The sequence below is a fragment of the Plantactinospora sp. WMMC1484 genome, from assembly GCF_049315195.1.
Classification (GTDB): Bacteria; Actinomycetota; Actinomycetes; order Mycobacteriales; family Micromonosporaceae; genus Plantactinospora.
In genome coordinates this window covers 403,132-419,195 of sequence record NZ_CP186055.1, presented here as the reverse complement: position 1 = coordinate 419,195, position 16,064 = coordinate 403,132, and the positions used below count along the sequence as shown (strand labels likewise).

Here is a 16,064-nt window from a genome sequence, read left to right as displayed (position 1 = left end):
ACCGTGTAGGCACATGGCCAACATCGTCAATCTGGACCGGGTCTCCAAGGGCTACGGCGCGGCGGGGCAACTTCTCGCCGACGTCTCCCTCGGGCTCGACGACTCGGACCGGGTCGGCGTCGTCGGGCTCAACGGCGCCGGCAAGTCCACCCTGCTGCGGCTGCTGACCAGGACCGAGGAGCCGGACAGCGGCCGGGTGACGCACCGCCGCGATTTGCGGGTCGCCTGGCTTCCGCAGACCCTCGTGCTCGATCCCGGGGCCCGGGTCCGGGACGTGGTGCTCGGCACCGCCTGGCTCGACGAGGGGTTCGGCGCCGAGCACGAGTGGGCCGGCGACGCGGGCGTACGGGCGATCCTGGACGGGCTCGGCATGCCGTACCTCGGGCTGGACCAGCCGGTCGGGCCGATGTCCGGCGGCGAGCGGCGCCGGGTGGCCCTGGCCGCCCTGTTGGTCCGCACCGCCGACCTGCTGGTGCTGGACGAGCCGACCAACCACCTCGACGTGGCCGGGGTGGACTGGCTGGCGCGGCACCTGGTCGGCAAGCGCGGCGCGCTGGTGGTGGTCACCCACGACCGGTGGTTCCTCGACGCCGTCTGCACCAGCACCTGGGAGGTGGCCGACCGGACGGTACGCGGCTACGAGGGCGGCTTCGCCGCCTGGACGTTGGCCCGCGCCGAACGGGAACGGGTGGCCGCCGCCACCGAGGCGCGCCGGCAGAACCTGCTGCGCAAGGAGATCGCCTGGTTGCGGCGCGGCCCGCCGGCCCGGACCTCGAAGCCGAGGTTCCGGATCGACGCCGCGAACGCGCTGATCGCCGACGTACCGTCGCCCCGGGACAGCGTGTCGTTGCAACGTCTCGCCACCGCCCGGCTCGGCAGGCAGGTCTACGACCTGACCGACGTCACCCTGACCGCCGGGGAGAAGCTGCTCCTCGACCGGCTGACCTGGCAGGTCGGGCCCGGTGACCGGATCGCGGTCGTCGGCGCGAACGGTGCCGGCAAGACGACCCTGCTGCGACTGCTCGCCGGGGTACGCGAGCCGGACGGCGGGCAGCTGCGGACCGGGTCCACGGTGCGGCCGGCGTACCTGTCGCAGGAACTGGCCGAACTGCCCGGGCACCTCCGGGTGCTGGAGGCGGTCGAGGAGGTGGCCCGCCGGGTCGTACTCGGGGACCGGGAGGTCAACGCCTCCCAACTCGCCGAGATCTTCGGCTTCGACGACCGGCGGCTCTGGACTCCGGTCACCGACCTCTCCGGTGGCGAGCGGCGTCGGCTGCAACTGTTGCGGCTGCTCGCCGCCGAGCCGAACGTGCTGCTCTTCGACGAGCCGACCAACGACCTGGACACCGACACCCTGGCCGCGCTGGAGGACCTGCTCGACTCCTGGCCCGGCACGCTGATCGTGGCCAGCCACGACCGCTACCTCGTCGAGCGGGTCACCGACGTGGTGTACGGGATGTTCGGCGACGGCCGGCTGGTGCACCTGCCGGGCGGCATCGACGAGTACCTGGCCCGGGCCGGCGCACCGGGCGCACCGACACCGGCAGCCGCCGGGAGCAACGGCGCCGGGCCGGCCGCGGGTGGCGGCGGGCCGAGCGGGGCGGGTGGCGGCGGGGCGGAGGGCGGTGCCGAGCGGGCCGAGGGGGCGCTCTCCGGCGGAGAGCTGCGGGCGGCCCGCAAGGAGCTGACCCGGCTGGAACGGCAGATCGGCAAGCTGGAGCAGCGCGAGGCGGCGTTGCACGACCAACTCGCCGAGCACGCCACCGACTACGGTCGGGTGGCCGAGCTCGACGGTCAGCTCCGGGCGGTACGGGCCGAGCGGGAGCAGACCGAGGAGGCCTGGCTGACGCTGGCCGAGCAGGTCCCCGAGAGCTGAGCACCACGCCGGGACCTGGACTCGCCGCTCGGGGCGGCCTGGCCGGGCGGGGGTGTGCGGCGTCACCCCGGGGTCATGCGGAAGAATCGCCAGCGACCCTCACCCCGAACGGCGTTGGAGACTGCTGACCATGGGCCACAACCCCGTCAACCACCCCGCGCGGCCGATCTATCGGATGATCGCCGGGCTGATCGGCCTCTACCTGGTGGCCTTCGGCGTCCTCGGCTTCGTCGAGGCCGGCGGCGGCGAGTTCTTCGCCCAGGACGACACCATGGTGCTGGGCCAGGGCACCAACCCCGGCAACTCGGTGATCTCCGTCGGGCTCGGCCTCGTCATCCTGCTCGCCACCCTGGTCGGCCGCAACGTCGACATCGTCGTCGACAAGTGGCTCGGCTACGGCCTGATGGCGCTCGGCCTCGCGGGGCTGGCCGTGCTGGAGACCGACGCCAACTACCTGAACTTCACCGTCGCCACCACCATCGTGCTGATGGTCCTCGGCGTGGCCCTGCTGATGGCCGGGATGTACGGCAAGGTCGGTTCCGAGGAGGAGGCCAAGGCCTGGCGGGACGGCCGACTGGTGCTCTGAGCCCGGTGCTCTGAGCCGGCGGGGTGCCGATCCGCCCGTTCACCGGGTGCTCCGCGTCGTCCCGGGTGACAATCCGCTAGGAACGTCGCTCGTGGCGTCGAGGAGGGGCAATGGCGCACATTCCCGTCAACCACCCGGCCAGGCCGGTCTACCGGGTGCTTGCCGGGCTGATTGGCCTCTACATCGTGGTCTTCGGGGTCTTCGGCCTGGTGGAGACCGCCGGCGAGGACTTCTTCAGCCGTGGCAGCCACTGGGTGCTGGGGCTGCGGACCAACATGGCGTTCGCGCTGGTCTCGGTGGTGTTCGGGCTGATCGTGATCTTCGGCGCGGTGCACTGGGGAAACCTCGGTCACCTGATGAACCTGACCGCCGGGGTGGTCTTCCTGGTCGTCGCGCTGGTCATGCTGACCGTCCTGCAGACCGAGGCCAACATCCTCAACTTCTCGATCTCCACCGTCATCGTGTCGATGCTCTTCGGCCTGGTGCTGCTGGCCACCGGCTTGTACGACAAGGTCGGCCCGCCCGGTCCCCCGGAGATCGAGAGCGAGTTGCAGGGTGGGTCGGGCAGCCTCCCCCGCCGCTGAGACCGGCCCGCCGTCCCGGCGAACCCTCGGGGTGAGCGTCAGCGGCCGCGCCGGGTCAACAGGACCGGCTTGGCCTCCAGGTGGGAGAGGCCGTTCCAGGCCAGGTTCACCAGGTGCGCCGCCACCGTCTCCTTACGCGGCTTGCGTACCTCCAGCCACCAGCGGCCGCTCAACGCCACCATCCCGACCAGCGACTGCGAGTAGAGCTCGGCGAGCTTCGGATCGTAGCCCCGGCTCTTGAACTCGGCCCCCAGAATGTGTTCCACCTGGTGCGCCACGTCGTTCATCACGCTGCTGAAGTTGCCGGTCGCGGAGAGCAGCGGCGACTCCCGGACGAGCACCCGGAAGCCGTCGGTCTCCTCCTCGATGTAGTCGAGCAGGGCCAGCGCCGCCTGCTCCAGCAGCTCCCGGGGATGCCCGGCGGTCAGCGCCGTGGTGACCCGGTCGAGCAGCGCGCGTACCTCCCGGTCCACCACGACCGCGTAGAGGCCCTCCTTGCCGCCGAAGTGCTCGTAGATCACCGGCTTGGAGACCTTTGCCCGGGCGGCGACCTCCTCGATCGAGGTCGCGTCGAAGCCGCGCTCGGCAAAGGCCTGCCGGCCGATGGCGATGAGCTGCTCCCGGCGCTGCGCCGCGGACATCCGTACCCGGGAACCGGCCTTGGGCGGCGGTGGCGGCGCCGGAGCCTGGAGCTGCCTGCGTCCGGCGCCACGGTCGGGAGGCGCGCCGTCCGTCACCCCGTCATCCCGCCGCCGTCCGGCGATGCCGCGCCGGTTCGTGTCGTCCCTGGTGGTGCCCTCGCCGCGCTCGGTCACCTGGCCATCCTGCCAGGCAGACGCTCGTGGGCGGGTGCCCGGGCGCGTCCCGGGTCACCGCGACGGTGCTGATTTGAGGAGCTTCGCGGCGACGCGCTCCGGCTTCGGCCAGCGCACGTCGTAGGCGGCGCCGACCTTCTCGAAGAGCCAGATCGCTCGCGCGGTGATGTCGACCTGCCCGCGCAGTACCCCGTGCCGGGCGCAGGTCGGATCGGCGTGGTGCAGGTTGTGCCAGCTCTCGCCGAAGGAGAGGATCGCCAGCGGCCAGAAGTTGGCGGCCCGGTCACCGTCGCGGACCTCGAAGGGGCGCTCGCCGTAGACGTGGCAGACGGAGTTGATCGACCAGGTGATGTGGTGCAGCAGGGAGACCCGGACCAGCCCGGCCCAGAAGAACGCCGTCAGCGCGCCCTGCCAGGACCAGGTGACCAGGCCGCCGACGAGCGCCGGGGTGAGCATCGAGATGACCACCAGCAGCGGGAAGAGCCGGTCGACCCGGTTGATGTCCCGGTCGGCGATCAGGTCGGGGGCGAACCGCTCGCGGTTGGAGAGTTCCCGGTTGAAGAGCCAGCCGACGTGCGCGTGGAACAGCCCCTTGGTCAGCCCCCAGACGCTGGCGCCGAACCGCCACGGAGAGTGCGGATCGCCCTCGACGTCGGAGAAGGCGTGGTGCCGCCGGTGGTCCGCGACCCACTGGGTGATGTTCCCCTGGATGGCGAAGGAGCCCGCGACCGCCAGGGTGACCCGCAGCCAGCGCTTGGCCTTGAACGAGCCGTGCGTGAAGTAGCGGTGGAAGCCGACCGTGATGCCGAGGCCGGAGACGACGTACCACACTCCGGCGATCGCGATGTCGGTCCAGCTCAGCCAGCCGCCCCAGGCCACCGGCACGGCCGCGATCAGGGCGAGGAAGGGGATCGTGACGAATGCCCAGAGGGCGATCAGGATGCCCCTCGACTGGACGCCGTCGGTGAGCGGCTTGGGACCCTTCGTGGCGCTGGAGGCCGGTGGTTCGAGGAGGACGGACGACATGGCACCTCACTGAGCGTAGGGGAAAGGTCGATAACTTACGCCTACGTCACCGTAACCTACGCCTACGTAGACTGCCATGGACGCGAACCTGAAAATCGGCTGGCAGTCGATCGACGAGCCTTGTCGTACACGGCTCCCAACCTCCTGGTCATGGTCGATCCACTCGCCGCCGAGGCGCGCCGGCCGCGCACCGTGGAGCTGCTGCCCGCCGGGAAGATCCGGCGGCGCCCCGGCGTCGGTAAGGACCGGCTGGCCGCGTTGTTGCGGGATGTTCCCCCGCCGGGATGGACGAAACGGCCCAACGCAAAGGACGAGCTGCGGGCCCGCGCCGTCGAGTTGTGCGGGACGGGCAGCGCCCTGCGACGAACGCCAAAACGTCGGTGACGAGTGCCGGGACTGCCTGGTCGTCTGCCGCGACTGCCTGGTCGTCGAGGTTGCCGGATCCAGCCGGCTGTACTGGAAGATCGAAGGGATCATGCGGGGGGATGACGGATGAGGATCTGGGAGCGGGGCGGTAGGGTGTAGATGCTCTCCGACCGGTGGGGACTTTGTCCCCTTTAGCCCATCCCGGGTCGTCTAATGGCAGGACGTCAGGTTTTGGTCCTGATTGTAGGGGTTCGAATCCTCTCCCGGGAGCTTCGCCCATGGCCGTAGGTGCCTGGTTAGCATGAGGCCGCATACTGCCGGCCGTTCTGACGGGAGCATTCTCGTGTCTCAGCCCCGCCTCCGTACCGTCGTCGTCCTTGCCGCCGGTGAGGGCAAGCGGATGAAGTCGGCGCTACCCAAGGTGCTCCACCCGATCCTCGGCCGTACCCTGCTGGGCCACGTGCTCGCGGCGGCAGAGCCGGTGGCGGCGGACCGCACGCTGGTGGTGGTGGGCCACGGTGCCGACCAGGTCACCGCGCACCTCGGCGAGGTCGCCGGCTATGCCGAGCCGGTGCTCCAGGCGGAGCAGCACGGCACCGGCCACGCGGTCCGGATCGCCCTGGAGAGTGCGCCGGACGCCACCGGCACCGTCGTGGTGCTCAACGGGGACGTGCCGCTGCTGCGAGCGGAGACCGTCACCGAGCTGGTCACCGCCCACGAGGCGGCCGGCGCGGCGGCGACGGTGCTCGCCGCCGAGGTGGCCGACCCGACCGGCCTGGGCCGGATCGTCCGGGGCGCCGACGGTGGGCTGGAGCAGATCGTCGAGGAGCGTGACGCCACCCCCGCCCAGCGGGCGATCCGGGAGATCAACGCCGGGATCTACGCCTTCGACGCGGGGCTGCTGCGGGACGCGCTGGGCAAGCTCTCCACCGACAACGACCAGGGCGAGGAATACCTCACCGACGTGTTCGGCCAGTTCGCCGCGACCGGCGAGACGGTGGCGGTGCACGTGGCGGCGGACGCCACCGAGACGCTGGGCTGCAACGACCGGGTCGAGCTGGCGGCGCTGCGCCGGCTGCTGCGGGACCGGGTCAACGAGGACTGGATGCGGACCGGGGTGACCATCCTGGATCCGGCGACGACCTGGATCGACGTCACGGTCACCCTGGGCCGGGACGCGATCGTCGACCAGAACACCCAGCTCTGCGGGGCGACCACCGTCGGCCCGGCGGCCATGGTCGGCCCGGACACCACCCTGATCGACACCACCGTCGGGGCCGGCGCCACGGTGCTGCGCACGCACGCCGTCGGTGCGAACGTCGGCCCGGGGGCGAGCGTCGGGCCGTACGCGTACCTGCGGCCGGAGGCGACGCTGCGGGAGAAGGCGAAGGTGGGCACCTTCGTCGAGGTGAAGAAGTCGGAGATCGGCGAGGGGGCGAAGGTGCCCCACCTGACGTACGTCGGTGACGCCACGATCGGGGCACGGGCCAACATCGGCGCCGGGACGCTCTTCGTCAACTACGACGGGGTGCGCAAGAGCCACACCACGGTCGGTGAGGCGGCGTTCGTCGGCTGCGACACGAGCCTGGTCGCCCCGGTGGAGGTGGGCGCGGGGGCGTACGTCGCGGCGGGTAGCGCGATCACCAAGGACGTTCCGCCGGGGGCACTCGGGGTGACCCGGGCACAGCAGCGGAACGTGGAGGGCTGGGTGCTGCGCCGCCGGGCCGGCACCAAGTCGGCGGCAGCCGCCGAGCGGGCCGGAGCGACCGACGGTGCGGGAGCGGCGGGGGCGGCGGGGGCGGCGGAACGTGCCGGACGGGGGGCGCCGGGCGCAAGCGAAGGTGAGGCAATCCACCGGGGGCCCGTAGCGGGTGAAGGTCGTCCGGCCTCGGGAGATACTGCAACCGAATAGTCTCTGGCCCAACGCCGGATGACCCACCGACAAACGGGAGCAGACGAGCCGATGGGCAGCATCGTCGCCGAAAATCGCAAGAGCCTGATGCTCTTCTCCGGACGGGGATTCCCGGAGTTGGCAACGGAGATCGGTGAGGTGCTCGGGGTGGCGCCGACACCGTCGGACGCGTACGAGTTCGCCAACGGCGAGATCTTCGTACGCTTCAAGGAGTCGGTGCGTGGTTCGGACGCCTTCGTGGTGCAGTCCGTCACGCACGGTGTGAACAAGTGGGTCATGGAGACCCTGATCATGGTCGACGCCCTGAAGCGCGGCTCGGCCAAGCGGATCACCGTGGTGCTGCCGTTCTACCCGTACTCCCGGCAGGACAAGAAGCACCGCGGCCGGGAGCCGATCTCGGCCCGGCTGGTGGCGGACCTGCTCCGCACGGCCGGCGCCAACCGGATCCTCACCGTCGACCTGCACACCGCGCAGATCCAGGGCTTCTTCGACGGGCCGGTCGACCACCTCTTCGCGATGGACATCCTGGCCGAGTACGTCCAGCGTAAGTACGCCGGCCGCCCGATGACGGTGGTCGCGCCGGACTCGGGCCGGGTACGCGTCGCCGAGCGCTGGACCGACCGGCTCGGCGGCTGCCCGCTGGCCTTCATCCACAAGACCCGGGACCCCTCCAAGCCCAACCAGGTGGTGGCGAACCGGGTGGTCGGGGACGTCGAGGGACGGGTCTGCCTGATCGTCGACGACATGATCGACACGGGCGGCACCATCTGCAAGGCGGCCGAGATCCTGCACGAGGCGAAGGCCGCGGACGTGCTGGTGGCCTCGACCCACGCCCTGCTCTCCGACCCGGCGACCGAACGGCTGAAGAACAGCCGGATCAGCGAGGTGGTGGTGACCAACACCCTGCCGCTGCCGCCGGAGAAGCAGCTGGACAAGCTCACCGTGCTCTCCATCGCGCCGCTGCTGGCCCGGGCGATCCGCGAGGTCTTCGACGACGGATCGGTGACCACCCTCTTCGGCGGACTGAGCTGACGGTTCCGCGCCTCGTCCATGGGATTGGGGCCGGCGGTCCACAGGTGGAATTGGCGGATCGCGAATGGTGCCCTCCGGGCAGGCGGGGACCGGCGCAAACCCGTATCGGGGCTCGGGTAGACTGGTGCGGTTGCCACGGCGAGGGTGCCCTGCGGGCCGCTGAAAGCAAGCGCCGCACGGATGCACCGTCATCGACGCGGTGCTCCGGGCAGTGGCCACGCAGAAGAGGCCCCCAGCGAGCCCCTCGCCCTAGCACCGCCAACCGCCAGCCGACGTAGCGCCGCAGTGATGACCGTATCAGGAGTCTTCCCGTGTCCGAGGTAAAGATCAGCGCCGAGCCCCGCACCGAGTTCGGCAAGGGTGGTGCCCGTCGTACCCGTCGGGCCGGCAAGGTACCCGCCGTGCTGTACGGCCACGGCGAAAAGCCCAAGCACATCGCGCTACCCGCGCGTGAGTTCGCCGCCGCCATCCGGCACGGCGGCGCCAACCAGTTGTTCGCGATCGAGATCAGCGACGGCACGCAGGCGCTCGCGCTGCCGAAGGCCATCCAGCGTGACCCGATCAAGGACACGCTGGAGCACATCGACCTGCTGCTGGTCCGCCGGGGCGAGAAGGTCACCGTCGACGTGCCGGTGCACCTCACCGGCGAGCCGGCCCGGAACACCCTGGTCGTGCACGAGCAGAACACCCTCTCGGTGACCGCTGACGCCACCCGCCTGCCGGAGGGCTTCGAGGTGTCGATCGAAGGACTCGAGGTCGGTGCCCAGGTGACCGCCGGGGATGTCCGGCTGCCGCAGGGTGTGGAACTGGCCGGCGACCCGGAGCAGCTCCTGGCGCTCATCAGCCAGGCACCGACCGCGGAGCAGATGGCCGCCGAGGCCGGCGAGGAGCCGACCGAGGAGGCGGAGGAGGAAGCCGGTGCCGAGGGCCCCGGCGCCGAGGCCGCCGAGGCCCGGGGCGAGAACGAGGGCGCTCCGGCGCAGGCTTCCGCGCAGGCCTGAGCGGCGGCGACGAGCATCGTCTGACAGGCGCTCCCGGAGGTCGGGGGCGCCTGTTTCCGTACTGGTGGCAGGGTGTGGCTGCCGGACAGCGGCGGTGACAGCGGGTCGGGGAGCAGCACAGGAACTGGGGGAGCGACGTGGCGGAGGAGCATGGTCCGTGGCTGCTGGTCGGGCTCGGTAACCCCGGCCGGGAGTACGCCCGGCACCGGCACAACGTCGGCTTCATGGTCGCCGACCTGCTCGCCGAGCGGGTCGGTGCCAGGTTCGGCCGGCACCGCCGGGCGGTCGCCGAGGTCGCCGAGGGGCGGCTCGGACTCGGCGGCCCCAAGCTGGTGGTGGCCAAACCGATGACCTACATGAATCTCTCGGGTGGCCCGGTGGCGGCCCTGGCCCAGTTCTACAAGGTGCCGGTCGAGCAGGTGGTCGCGGTGCACGACGAGCTGGACCTCCCGTACGGGCAGCTCCGGTGCAAGCGCGGCGGCGGCGAGGGCGGCCACAACGGGCTGCGCTCGATGTCGAAGTCGCTGGGGACGAAGGACTATCTGCGGGTGCGGTTCGGGATCGGGCGGCCACCGGGCCGGCAGGATCCGGCCGACTTCGTACTCTCGGATTTTTCGACCGTGGAGCGCAAGGAGCTGGAGTTCCTGGTGGACCGGGCCGCCGACGTGGCGGAGGCGGTCGTGACCCGTGGCCTGGAGTGGGCGCAGAACGCGTACCACGGAAGCTGAGCGGCGACGGACGGACCGCGGGGCCGGTGCGGCGGGGGCGCGCGGTCCGGCGGTGCGCTCCCGCGGCGGGTCGCATGGCGCTGGCGAATCGCCCAACACGGTGTGGCGGGGGCCGGTCCTCCGGTCCGCCGCATCCCGACCGGTAGTCTTTTCGCCTCGGGTGAGGAGGCTGAGTGGAATGATCTCATTTCTGGCGACCGGCGACGGGCCGGCGACCGGCGACTTTCAGGTGACCGGCGGATTTCAGGTCAGCGGCGGCTTTCAGGTGACCGGCGGCTTTCGGGTCAGCGGCGGCTTTCGGGTCAGCGGCGGCTTTCGGGTCAGCGGCGAGGCCGGCATTCCGGGGGTGCGCTGATGGCCGCGCCACCGGTGATCGACGGTGAGTTCGCCCGCTGGCTGGCCGGCCGGGCCGGCCAGGCGCTGCTGGAGCTGCGCGCCGAGATGGGGCATTCGGACCCAGGGGCGCTGAAGGCGGCCGGCGACAAGGTCTCGCACGAACTCCTCCGCACGGAGCTGGCCCGGTGGCGCCCGGCCGACGCGGTGCTCTCGGAGGAGGACGAGGGCGCCCGGCTGGCCTGGGCCGCCGGAGCCGAGCCGGAGGTGGCGCCGCGGCTCACCGCCGAGCGGGTCTGGATCGTCGACCCGCTGGACGGCACCCGGGAGTTCTCCGAGGAGGGCCGGGCGGACTGGGCGGTGCACGTGGGGCTCTGGGCCCGCCGGGCCGGCACCCCGCACGGGCTGGCCGCCGGTGCGGTCGCGCTCCCGGCCCAGCACCGGGTGCTCGCCACGGACCAGCCGCCGGCGTATCCGCCGATGTCGCTGGCGGCGGCGACCGACGGGAGCGGCGGAAGCGGCGGGAGCGGCGGAAGCGGCGGGAGCGGCGGAACCGGCGGGAGCGGCGGAACCGGCGGGAGCGGCGGGAGCGGCGGGAGCGGGGCGGACGGCCAGGACGGCATCGGCCGGCGGATCCGGCTGGCGGCGAGCCGGAGCAGGCCGCCGGTCTTCCTCACGGACCTGGCCGCCGAGCTCGGCGCCGAGCTGATGCCGATGGGCTCGGCCGGGGCGAAGATCGCGGCCGTGATCGGCGGCGAGGTCGACGGGTACGTGCACGCGGGTGGCCAGTACGAGTGGGACTCGGCCGCTCCGGTCGCTGTGGCGACGGCCACCGGGCTTTTCGCTTCCCGAATCGACGGATCCGCGCTGAAATACAACCAGGCCGATCCCCGGTTGCCGGATCTCGTGGTGTGCCGGAAGGATCTCGCCCCCCGGTTGCTGGCAGCGCTGCAACGCCATCTCCGGGTACCCTAGGCGAGGCCTGGAGACTTAACCGACCGGAAGGGTCTGGAATCCCATGGGCGAGCAGCACCAGCGGATGGTGACGGCATGAGTCAGCCGGCGACCTACCGGGTGTCGCATCTCGACGAGTTGGAAGCCGAGAGCATCTTCGTGTTCCGCGAGGTGGTGGCCGAGCTGGAGCGGCCGGTGCTGCTCTTCTCCGGTGGCAAGGACTCGATCGTGATGCTGCGGCTGGCCGAGAAGGCGTTCGCGCCGGCCCGCATCCCGTTCCCGGTGATGCACGTCGACACCGGGCACAACTTCCCCGAGGTGCTGGACTACCGCGATCAGCGAGTGGCACGGATGGGGCTGCACCTGGTGGTGGCGAGCGTGCCGGAGGCGCTGGAGTCGGGGCTGGTGCAGGAGCCGGCCGACGGCATGCGCAACCGGATCCAGACGCCGGTGCTGCTCGACGCGGTGGAGAAATACCGGTTCGACGCGTTGTTCGGTGGGGCGCGGCGGGATGAGGAGAAGGCGCGGGCGAAGGAGCGGGTGTTCAGCTTCCGGGACGAGTTCGGGCAGTGGGATCCGAAGAACCAGCGCCCGGAGCTGTGGTCGCTCTACAACGGTCGGCACCATGCCGGAGAGTCGATCCGGGTGTTCCCGTTGTCGAACTGGACCGAGCTGGACGTGTGGCACTACATCGCCCGCGAGCGGATCGAGCTGCCGTCGATCTACTACGCGCACGACCGGGAAGTGATCGAGCGGGACGGCATGCTCTACGCGGTCAACGAGTTCATCCGGCCGAGGGACGGCGAGACGCCGTTCGTGGAGCGGGTGCGGTACCGCACGGTCGGGGACGCCTCGTGCACGGCGGCGGTGCGCTCGGCGGCGGACTCGGTGGAGCTGGTGATCGAGGAGATCGCGGCGACCCGGGTGACGGAGCGGGGTGCCACCCGGGGTGACGACCGGGTCAGCGAGGCGGCGATGGAGGATCGTAAGCGGGAGGGGTACTTCTGATGACGGCCTCGGTGGTGCCGGTGGAGTCCCGGGCGATGGATCTGCTGCGGTTCGCCACGGCCGGTAGCGTCGACGACGGTAAGTCGACGCTGATCGGCCGGTTGTTGTATGACACGAAGTCGTTGTTCACCGATCAGTTGGCGGCGGTGGAGGCGGTCAGCGCTGCCCGGGGTGACGAATACACGAACCTGGCGCTGCTCACCGACGGGTTGCGGGCCGAGCGGGAGCAGGGCATCACGATCGACGTGGCGTACCGGTATTTCGCGACGCCGCGCCGGAAGTTCATCATCGCGGACACGCCGGGGCACATCCAGTACACCCGGAACATGGTGACGGGTGCGTCGACGGCGGATCTGGCGTTGATCCTGGTGGATGCGCGTAAGGGCCTGGTCGAGCAGTCGCGGCGGCACGCGTTCCTGACCTCCCTGCTGCGGGTGCCGCACCTGGTGCTCTGCGTCAACAAGATGGATCTGGTCGACTGGTCGCAGGAGGTGTTCGAGCGGATCGCCGACGAGTTCACCGCGTTCGCGGCAAAGCTCGAGGCGCCGGACCTGTCGGTCATCCCGATCTCGGCGTTGCACGGTGACAACATCGCGGCCAGGTCGGAGAAGATGCCGTGGTACGAGGGGCCGTCGCTGCTGCACCACCTCGAGCACGTGCACATCGCCTCGGACCGGAACCTGGTGGATGTGCGGTTCCCGGTGCAGTACGTGATCCGGCCGCAGTCGACCACCGTGACGGACTACCGGGGGTACGCCGGCCAGGTGGCGTCGGGGGTGTTGAAGCCGGGCGACGAGGTGATGGTGCTGCCGTCGGGGTTCACCAGCCGGATCGCCGCGATCGAGACCGCGGACGGGCCGGTCGAGCAGGCGTTCCCGCCGATGTCGGTGACCGTGCGGCTGGCCGACGAGATCGACATCTCGCGCGGGGATCTGATCTGCCGGCCGCACAACGCGCCGACCGTGGCCCAGGACATCGAGGCGATGCTCTGCTGGATGGACGAGACCCGACCGCTGCGCGTCGGCGGTAAATACACGGTCAAGCACACCACCCGGACGGCGCGGACGGTGGTCCGGGGGCTGCACTACCGGCTCGACGTCAACACCCTGCACCGGGACGAGGCCGCCGCCGAGCTGAGGCTCAACGAGATCGGCCGGGTACGGCTGCGGACCACCGTGCCACTGCTCGCCGACGAGTACCGGCGCAACCGCACCACCGGCGGCTTCATCCTGATTGACGAGGCCACCAACCGCACCGTCGCCGCCGGCATGATCGTCGAGACCGGCTGACGGTCTGCGGTGGCGGGCCGGGCCGGAGGACCGGCGACAGGGGCGAGGGGAGCGGGATTCAGGGACATCTGTTGATCACTAGGATGTCCCGGTGCTCAACGGAACACGATCCCTGTCAGTCCTGATAGGACTGGCCACTGTCCTCTGTCCCTTCACGACCTTGCCTGCCTTCGCCGACGAGCCCGAACCCGAGGCCGCCGCCGAACCGCCCCGCGTCGAGCTGGTGCTCGACGTCAGCGGCTCGATGCGGGCCGCCGACATCGGCGGCCGGAGCCGGATCTCGGTTGCCCAGCAGGCGTTCAACGAGGTGGTCGACGCGCTGCCGGACAACACGCTGCTCGGCATCCGGGTACTCGGCGCGACATACAAGGGCAAGGACGAGAAGGTGGCCTGCCGGGACACCCAGCAGCTCGTACCCGTGGGGCCGGTTGACCGGGCGGTCGCCAAGGAGGCGATCGCCACGCTGCGGCCCACCGGACACACGCCGATCGGTCTCGCGCTGCGCCGGGCCGCCGAGGACCTCGGCACCGACGGCGGCAACCGGCGGATCGTGCTGATCACCGATGGCGAGGACACCTGCGCCCCGCCGGACCCCTGTGACGTCGCCCGGGAGCTGGCGGCCCAGGGGACCAGGCTGGTGGTCGACACCCTCGGACTCGCCCCCGACGAGAAGGTCCGCCGCCAGCTGCTCTGCATCGCCGGCGCGACCGGCGGAACGTACGCCGCCGCGCAGACGCCCGAGCAACTCACCGACCGGATCAAGCAACTGGTGCGACGGGCCGAGGACCTGAACGCTCCCGCACCGACGCCGGTCGCCGGCGCCCGCGAGTGCGCCGGTGCGCCGCTGCTCGGGCCCGGCGTCTACACCGACCGACAGAAGTCCGCCGAGCACCGGTGGTACCGGGTGCCGGTGGCCGAGGGGCAGGAACTGCGGGCGGCGGTCAGCGTCGCGCCGGACCGCCCGGTCCACCCCGACTACGGGGTGCTGCTGCGGGCCACCGCCGTCGACGGGCGGGAACTCGTCCGGGGTACGGACGCGGGCAGCGGGCGCACCGACGTACTCTCCGCAGGACTGCGCTGGTCGGCGAGCGAACCGGAGGCGTCGTCGGGCGAAACGTCGTCGGGCGGAACGTCGTCGGGCGGAACGTCGTCGGGCGGAACGTCGTCGGGCGGAACGTCGTCGGGCGATCCGGAGGCGTCGCCGAGCGCCGCAGCGGGTGACGACGGGCGGCCCACCGAGGTCTGTCTGGTGATCAGCAACTCGTTCGCCCCGGTCGATCGGCAGGACGGGCAGCCGGGCCTGCCGTTCGAGCTGGTCGTGGACGTGGTGGACGCCTCGGACCCGCCCGCCGCGCCAGGGCTCGGCCGGGGCTGGTTGCTGCTGGGCGTGCTGACCGTGGCCGGTCTGCTCACCGGCGTACTGGCGGGCTGGTTGACCCGGTGGTGGATCGCGACCTGGAGGACGAACTGATGCGTACCCGGATTCGACCCGCCGCCGTCGCGGCAGCCCTGGCGGTGCCGGCCGTTCTGGCCGGAGTGCTGTCTCCGGCAACCGCGCTGGCCGCCCCCACCCCGTCACCCGGGGCAGCAGCCCTGGATCGGGCCGGCACGTCGTTCCTCACCGCCGCGCCGGTCACCGCCGGCCAGCCGGTACGCCTCGACGCCTCGACCGGCGACTACCTCTACTGGTCGTTCCCGGGTGAGGCCGGCGACGTGACGGAGATCGCGGCGACACTCCGCTTCCCGGCCGGTGCGAAACGGTCCGGCCCGTCGACCTGGAGCATCGAGGTCTTCGACGGGCTGCGGCGCCGGCAGGCGTGCACGGCAGGAGCGCAGACGCCGACGGCCGCCCGGGACGCCACCGAGGTACGCCTCGGCTGCGTGCTGCGCCGGGTACGGTCGTGGGCGGAGCCGTGGTCCGGTGATCCGCTCCCCGGGACGTACTACGCCAAGCTGTCGGTCGTCGAGCTGCCGGAGGCGGACCTCGGTCTGCCGGTCGAGGTCGACCTGCTGATCGGCACCACGGACGGTGGCTCGAGCGCCGACGACGGCGAGCTGCGGGCGCCGCTGGCTCCGCCGGCCCGACCCGGCGCGGTGCTGACCTCGACGGACGGGTCGGATGCGCCGCCCGGTCGGGCAGCCGCCGCCGACGACGGCGGCATCTTCGACTGGGTGCCCGCGCTGTCCATGCGGTGGCTGTGGACGTCGATCGGTGGGGTGCTGGCGGCGGTCGCCGGAGTCTTCGGCTTCTCGCTGACCTGGCGCCGCCGCTGACGTGGCGCCGCTGACCTGGGGCTGTCGCTGACCTGGCGCCGCCGCTGACGTGGCGCCGCTGACCTGGGGCTGTCGCTGAGCGGCCCGGGACCCCTACCCGGTTGGGAAGGGGTTCCGGGCCGTTGCCGCCGTAACGTACGCCCGGCGCTCGGTCGAAAAGCTCGCCACCCGGGCCGGCCACCGGACGTTGTCCGCCGATAACCTGAGCGCGCGGGTTGTCGCGGGTTAACTACGCTGGGATGCCTGCCGCCGACCCGCGCGGGGCGGGCACGGCGGCGCG

Annotated in this window: 15 protein-coding genes, 1 tRNA gene and 2 pseudogenes; 16 read left to right on the top strand and 2 right to left on the bottom strand. The window is 71.6% G+C overall.

Annotated elements, in window-relative coordinates; all coding sequences use genetic code 11:
- Positions 1 to 13 precede the first annotated feature (13 nt).
- From ACN28C_RS01780 to ACN28C_RS01770, 3 genes are all read left to right on the top strand, one after another.
- Positions 14 to 1,876 carry an ABC-F family ATP-binding cassette domain-containing protein gene (locus tag ACN28C_RS01780; RefSeq protein ID WP_422771873.1) on the top strand — a complete coding sequence of 621 codons (1,863 nt, stop codon included), beginning with the start codon at positions 14 to 16 and terminating at the stop codon, positions 1,874 to 1,876.
- A gap of 130 nt (positions 1,877 to 2,006) precedes the next feature.
- Positions 2,007 to 2,462: a DUF4383 domain-containing protein gene (locus tag ACN28C_RS01775; RefSeq protein ID WP_422771872.1), complete on the top strand. Its 456-nt coding sequence runs from the start codon at positions 2,007 to 2,009 to the stop codon at positions 2,460 to 2,462.
- A 110-nt stretch (positions 2,463 to 2,572) separates the two neighbouring features.
- Positions 2,573 to 3,046: a DUF4383 domain-containing protein gene (locus ACN28C_RS01770; RefSeq protein WP_422771871.1), complete on the top strand. Its 474-nt coding sequence runs from the start codon at positions 2,573 to 2,575 to the stop codon at positions 3,044 to 3,046.
- A 38-nt stretch (positions 3,047 to 3,084) separates the two neighbouring features.
- Here the strand turns inward: ACN28C_RS01770 and ACN28C_RS01765 are convergent, their stop codons facing one another.
- Both ACN28C_RS01765 and ACN28C_RS01760 read right to left on the bottom strand, forming a co-directional pair.
- Complete coding sequence (locus ACN28C_RS01765; RefSeq protein ID WP_422774930.1) at positions 3,085 to 3,687, bottom strand: TetR/AcrR family transcriptional regulator; 603 nt, start codon at positions 3,685 to 3,687, stop codon at positions 3,085 to 3,087.
- Between the two features lie 228 nt (positions 3,688 to 3,915).
- On the bottom strand, positions 3,916 to 4,887 hold the full coding sequence (locus tag ACN28C_RS01760; protein WP_422771870.1) for an acyl-CoA desaturase: 972 nt from the start codon (positions 4,885 to 4,887) through the stop codon (positions 3,916 to 3,918).
- 150 nt (positions 4,888 to 5,037) lie between these two features.
- On the opposite strand from ACN28C_RS01760, the gene ACN28C_RS01755 reads away from it, so the two are divergent.
- The 13 genes and pseudogenes from ACN28C_RS01755 (at position 5,038) to ACN28C_RS01695 (ending at position 15,784) form a co-directional block, all read left to right on the top strand.
- Positions 5,038 to 5,271 (top strand): hypothetical protein, encoded by a 234-nt coding sequence (locus ACN28C_RS01755; protein WP_422771869.1) that lies wholly within the window; start codon positions 5,038 to 5,040, stop codon positions 5,269 to 5,271.
- A 181-nt stretch (positions 5,272 to 5,452) separates the two neighbouring features.
- Positions 5,453 to 5,523 (top strand) — tRNA-Gln (locus tag ACN28C_RS01750).
- A gap of 73 nt (positions 5,524 to 5,596) precedes the next feature.
- Positions 5,597 to 7,165: a bifunctional UDP-N-acetylglucosamine diphosphorylase/glucosamine-1-phosphate N-acetyltransferase GlmU gene (gene glmU, locus ACN28C_RS01745; RefSeq protein WP_422771868.1), complete on the top strand. Its 1,569-nt coding sequence runs from the start codon at positions 5,597 to 5,599 to the stop codon at positions 7,163 to 7,165.
- Between the two features lie 51 nt (positions 7,166 to 7,216).
- A complete protein-coding gene (locus tag ACN28C_RS01740; RefSeq protein ID WP_422771867.1) occupies positions 7,217 to 8,197 on the top strand; it encodes a ribose-phosphate diphosphokinase in 981 nt (326 codons plus the stop codon).
- Between the two features lie 311 nt (positions 8,198 to 8,508).
- Positions 8,509 to 9,198: a 50S ribosomal protein L25/general stress protein Ctc gene (locus ACN28C_RS01735; protein WP_422771866.1), complete on the top strand. Its 690-nt coding sequence runs from the start codon at positions 8,509 to 8,511 to the stop codon at positions 9,196 to 9,198.
- A 137-nt stretch (positions 9,199 to 9,335) separates the two neighbouring features.
- On the top strand, positions 9,336 to 9,926 hold the full coding sequence (pth, locus tag ACN28C_RS01730) for an aminoacyl-tRNA hydrolase (protein ID WP_422771865.1): 591 nt from the start codon (positions 9,336 to 9,338) through the stop codon (positions 9,924 to 9,926).
- A 178-nt stretch (positions 9,927 to 10,104) separates the two neighbouring features.
- Complete coding sequence (locus tag ACN28C_RS01725; protein WP_422771864.1) at positions 10,105 to 10,281, top strand: hypothetical protein; 177 nt, start codon at positions 10,105 to 10,107, stop codon at positions 10,279 to 10,281.
- A pseudogene (locus ACN28C_RS01720) lies at positions 10,281 to 10,769 on the top strand (inositol monophosphatase family protein); the annotation flags it as partial. The gene ACN28C_RS01725 and the pseudogene ACN28C_RS01720, both read left to right, overlap by 1 nt.
- A gap of 114 nt (positions 10,770 to 10,883) precedes the next feature.
- Positions 10,884 to 11,234: pseudogene (locus tag ACN28C_RS01715) on the top strand (inositol monophosphatase family protein); the annotation flags it as partial.
- 75 nt (positions 11,235 to 11,309) lie between these two features.
- Positions 11,310 to 12,221: a sulfate adenylyltransferase subunit CysD gene (cysD, locus tag ACN28C_RS01710; protein ID WP_422771863.1), complete on the top strand. Its 912-nt coding sequence runs from the start codon at positions 11,310 to 11,312 to the stop codon at positions 12,219 to 12,221.
- Complete coding sequence (locus ACN28C_RS01705; RefSeq protein ID WP_422771862.1) at positions 12,221 to 13,510, top strand: sulfate adenylyltransferase subunit 1; 1,290 nt, start codon at positions 12,221 to 12,223, stop codon at positions 13,508 to 13,510. Before cysD ends, ACN28C_RS01705 begins: the two co-directional genes overlap by 1 nt.
- A gap of 112 nt (positions 13,511 to 13,622) precedes the next feature.
- Positions 13,623 to 14,981, top strand: a complete 1,359-nt coding sequence (locus ACN28C_RS01700) for a VWA domain-containing protein (protein ID WP_422774929.1) — start codon at positions 13,623 to 13,625, stop codon at positions 14,979 to 14,981.
- Positions 14,981 to 15,784 (top strand): peptidase, encoded by an 804-nt coding sequence (locus ACN28C_RS01695; protein WP_422771861.1) that lies wholly within the window; start codon positions 14,981 to 14,983, stop codon positions 15,782 to 15,784. The genes ACN28C_RS01700 and ACN28C_RS01695 overlap by 1 nt, the downstream gene beginning before the upstream one ends.
- Positions 15,785 to 16,064: the final 280 nt, after the last annotated feature.

Coding starts and splice junctions, on each gene's coding strand:
- ACN28C_RS01740 (WP_422771867.1), top strand. CDS start 7,217: ATGGGCAGCATCGTCGCCGAAAATCGCAAGAGCCTGATGCTCTTCTCC.
- cysD (WP_422771863.1), top strand. CDS start 11,310: ATGAGTCAGCCGGCGACCTACCGGGTGTCGCATCTCGACGAGTTGGAA.
- ACN28C_RS01725 (WP_422771864.1), top strand. CDS start 10,105: ATGATCTCATTTCTGGCGACCGGCGACGGGCCGGCGACCGGCGACTTT.
- ACN28C_RS01755 (WP_422771869.1), top strand. CDS start 5,038: ATGGTCGATCCACTCGCCGCCGAGGCGCGCCGGCCGCGCACCGTGGAG.
- ACN28C_RS01705 (WP_422771862.1), top strand. CDS start 12,221: ATGACGGCCTCGGTGGTGCCGGTGGAGTCCCGGGCGATGGATCTGCTG.
- ACN28C_RS01770 (WP_422771871.1), top strand. CDS start 2,573: ATGGCGCACATTCCCGTCAACCACCCGGCCAGGCCGGTCTACCGGGTG.
- ACN28C_RS01760 (WP_422771870.1), bottom strand. CDS start 4,887: ATGTCGTCCGTCCTCCTCGAACCACCGGCCTCCAGCGCCACGAAGGGT.
- ACN28C_RS01765 (WP_422774930.1), bottom strand. CDS start 3,687: ATGTCCGCGGCGCAGCGCCGGGAGCAGCTCATCGCCATCGGCCGGCAG.
- ACN28C_RS01780 (WP_422771873.1), top strand. CDS start 14: ATGGCCAACATCGTCAATCTGGACCGGGTCTCCAAGGGCTACGGCGCG.
- ACN28C_RS01695 (WP_422771861.1), top strand. CDS start 14,981: ATGCGTACCCGGATTCGACCCGCCGCCGTCGCGGCAGCCCTGGCGGTG.
- ACN28C_RS01775 (WP_422771872.1), top strand. CDS start 2,007: ATGGGCCACAACCCCGTCAACCACCCCGCGCGGCCGATCTATCGGATG.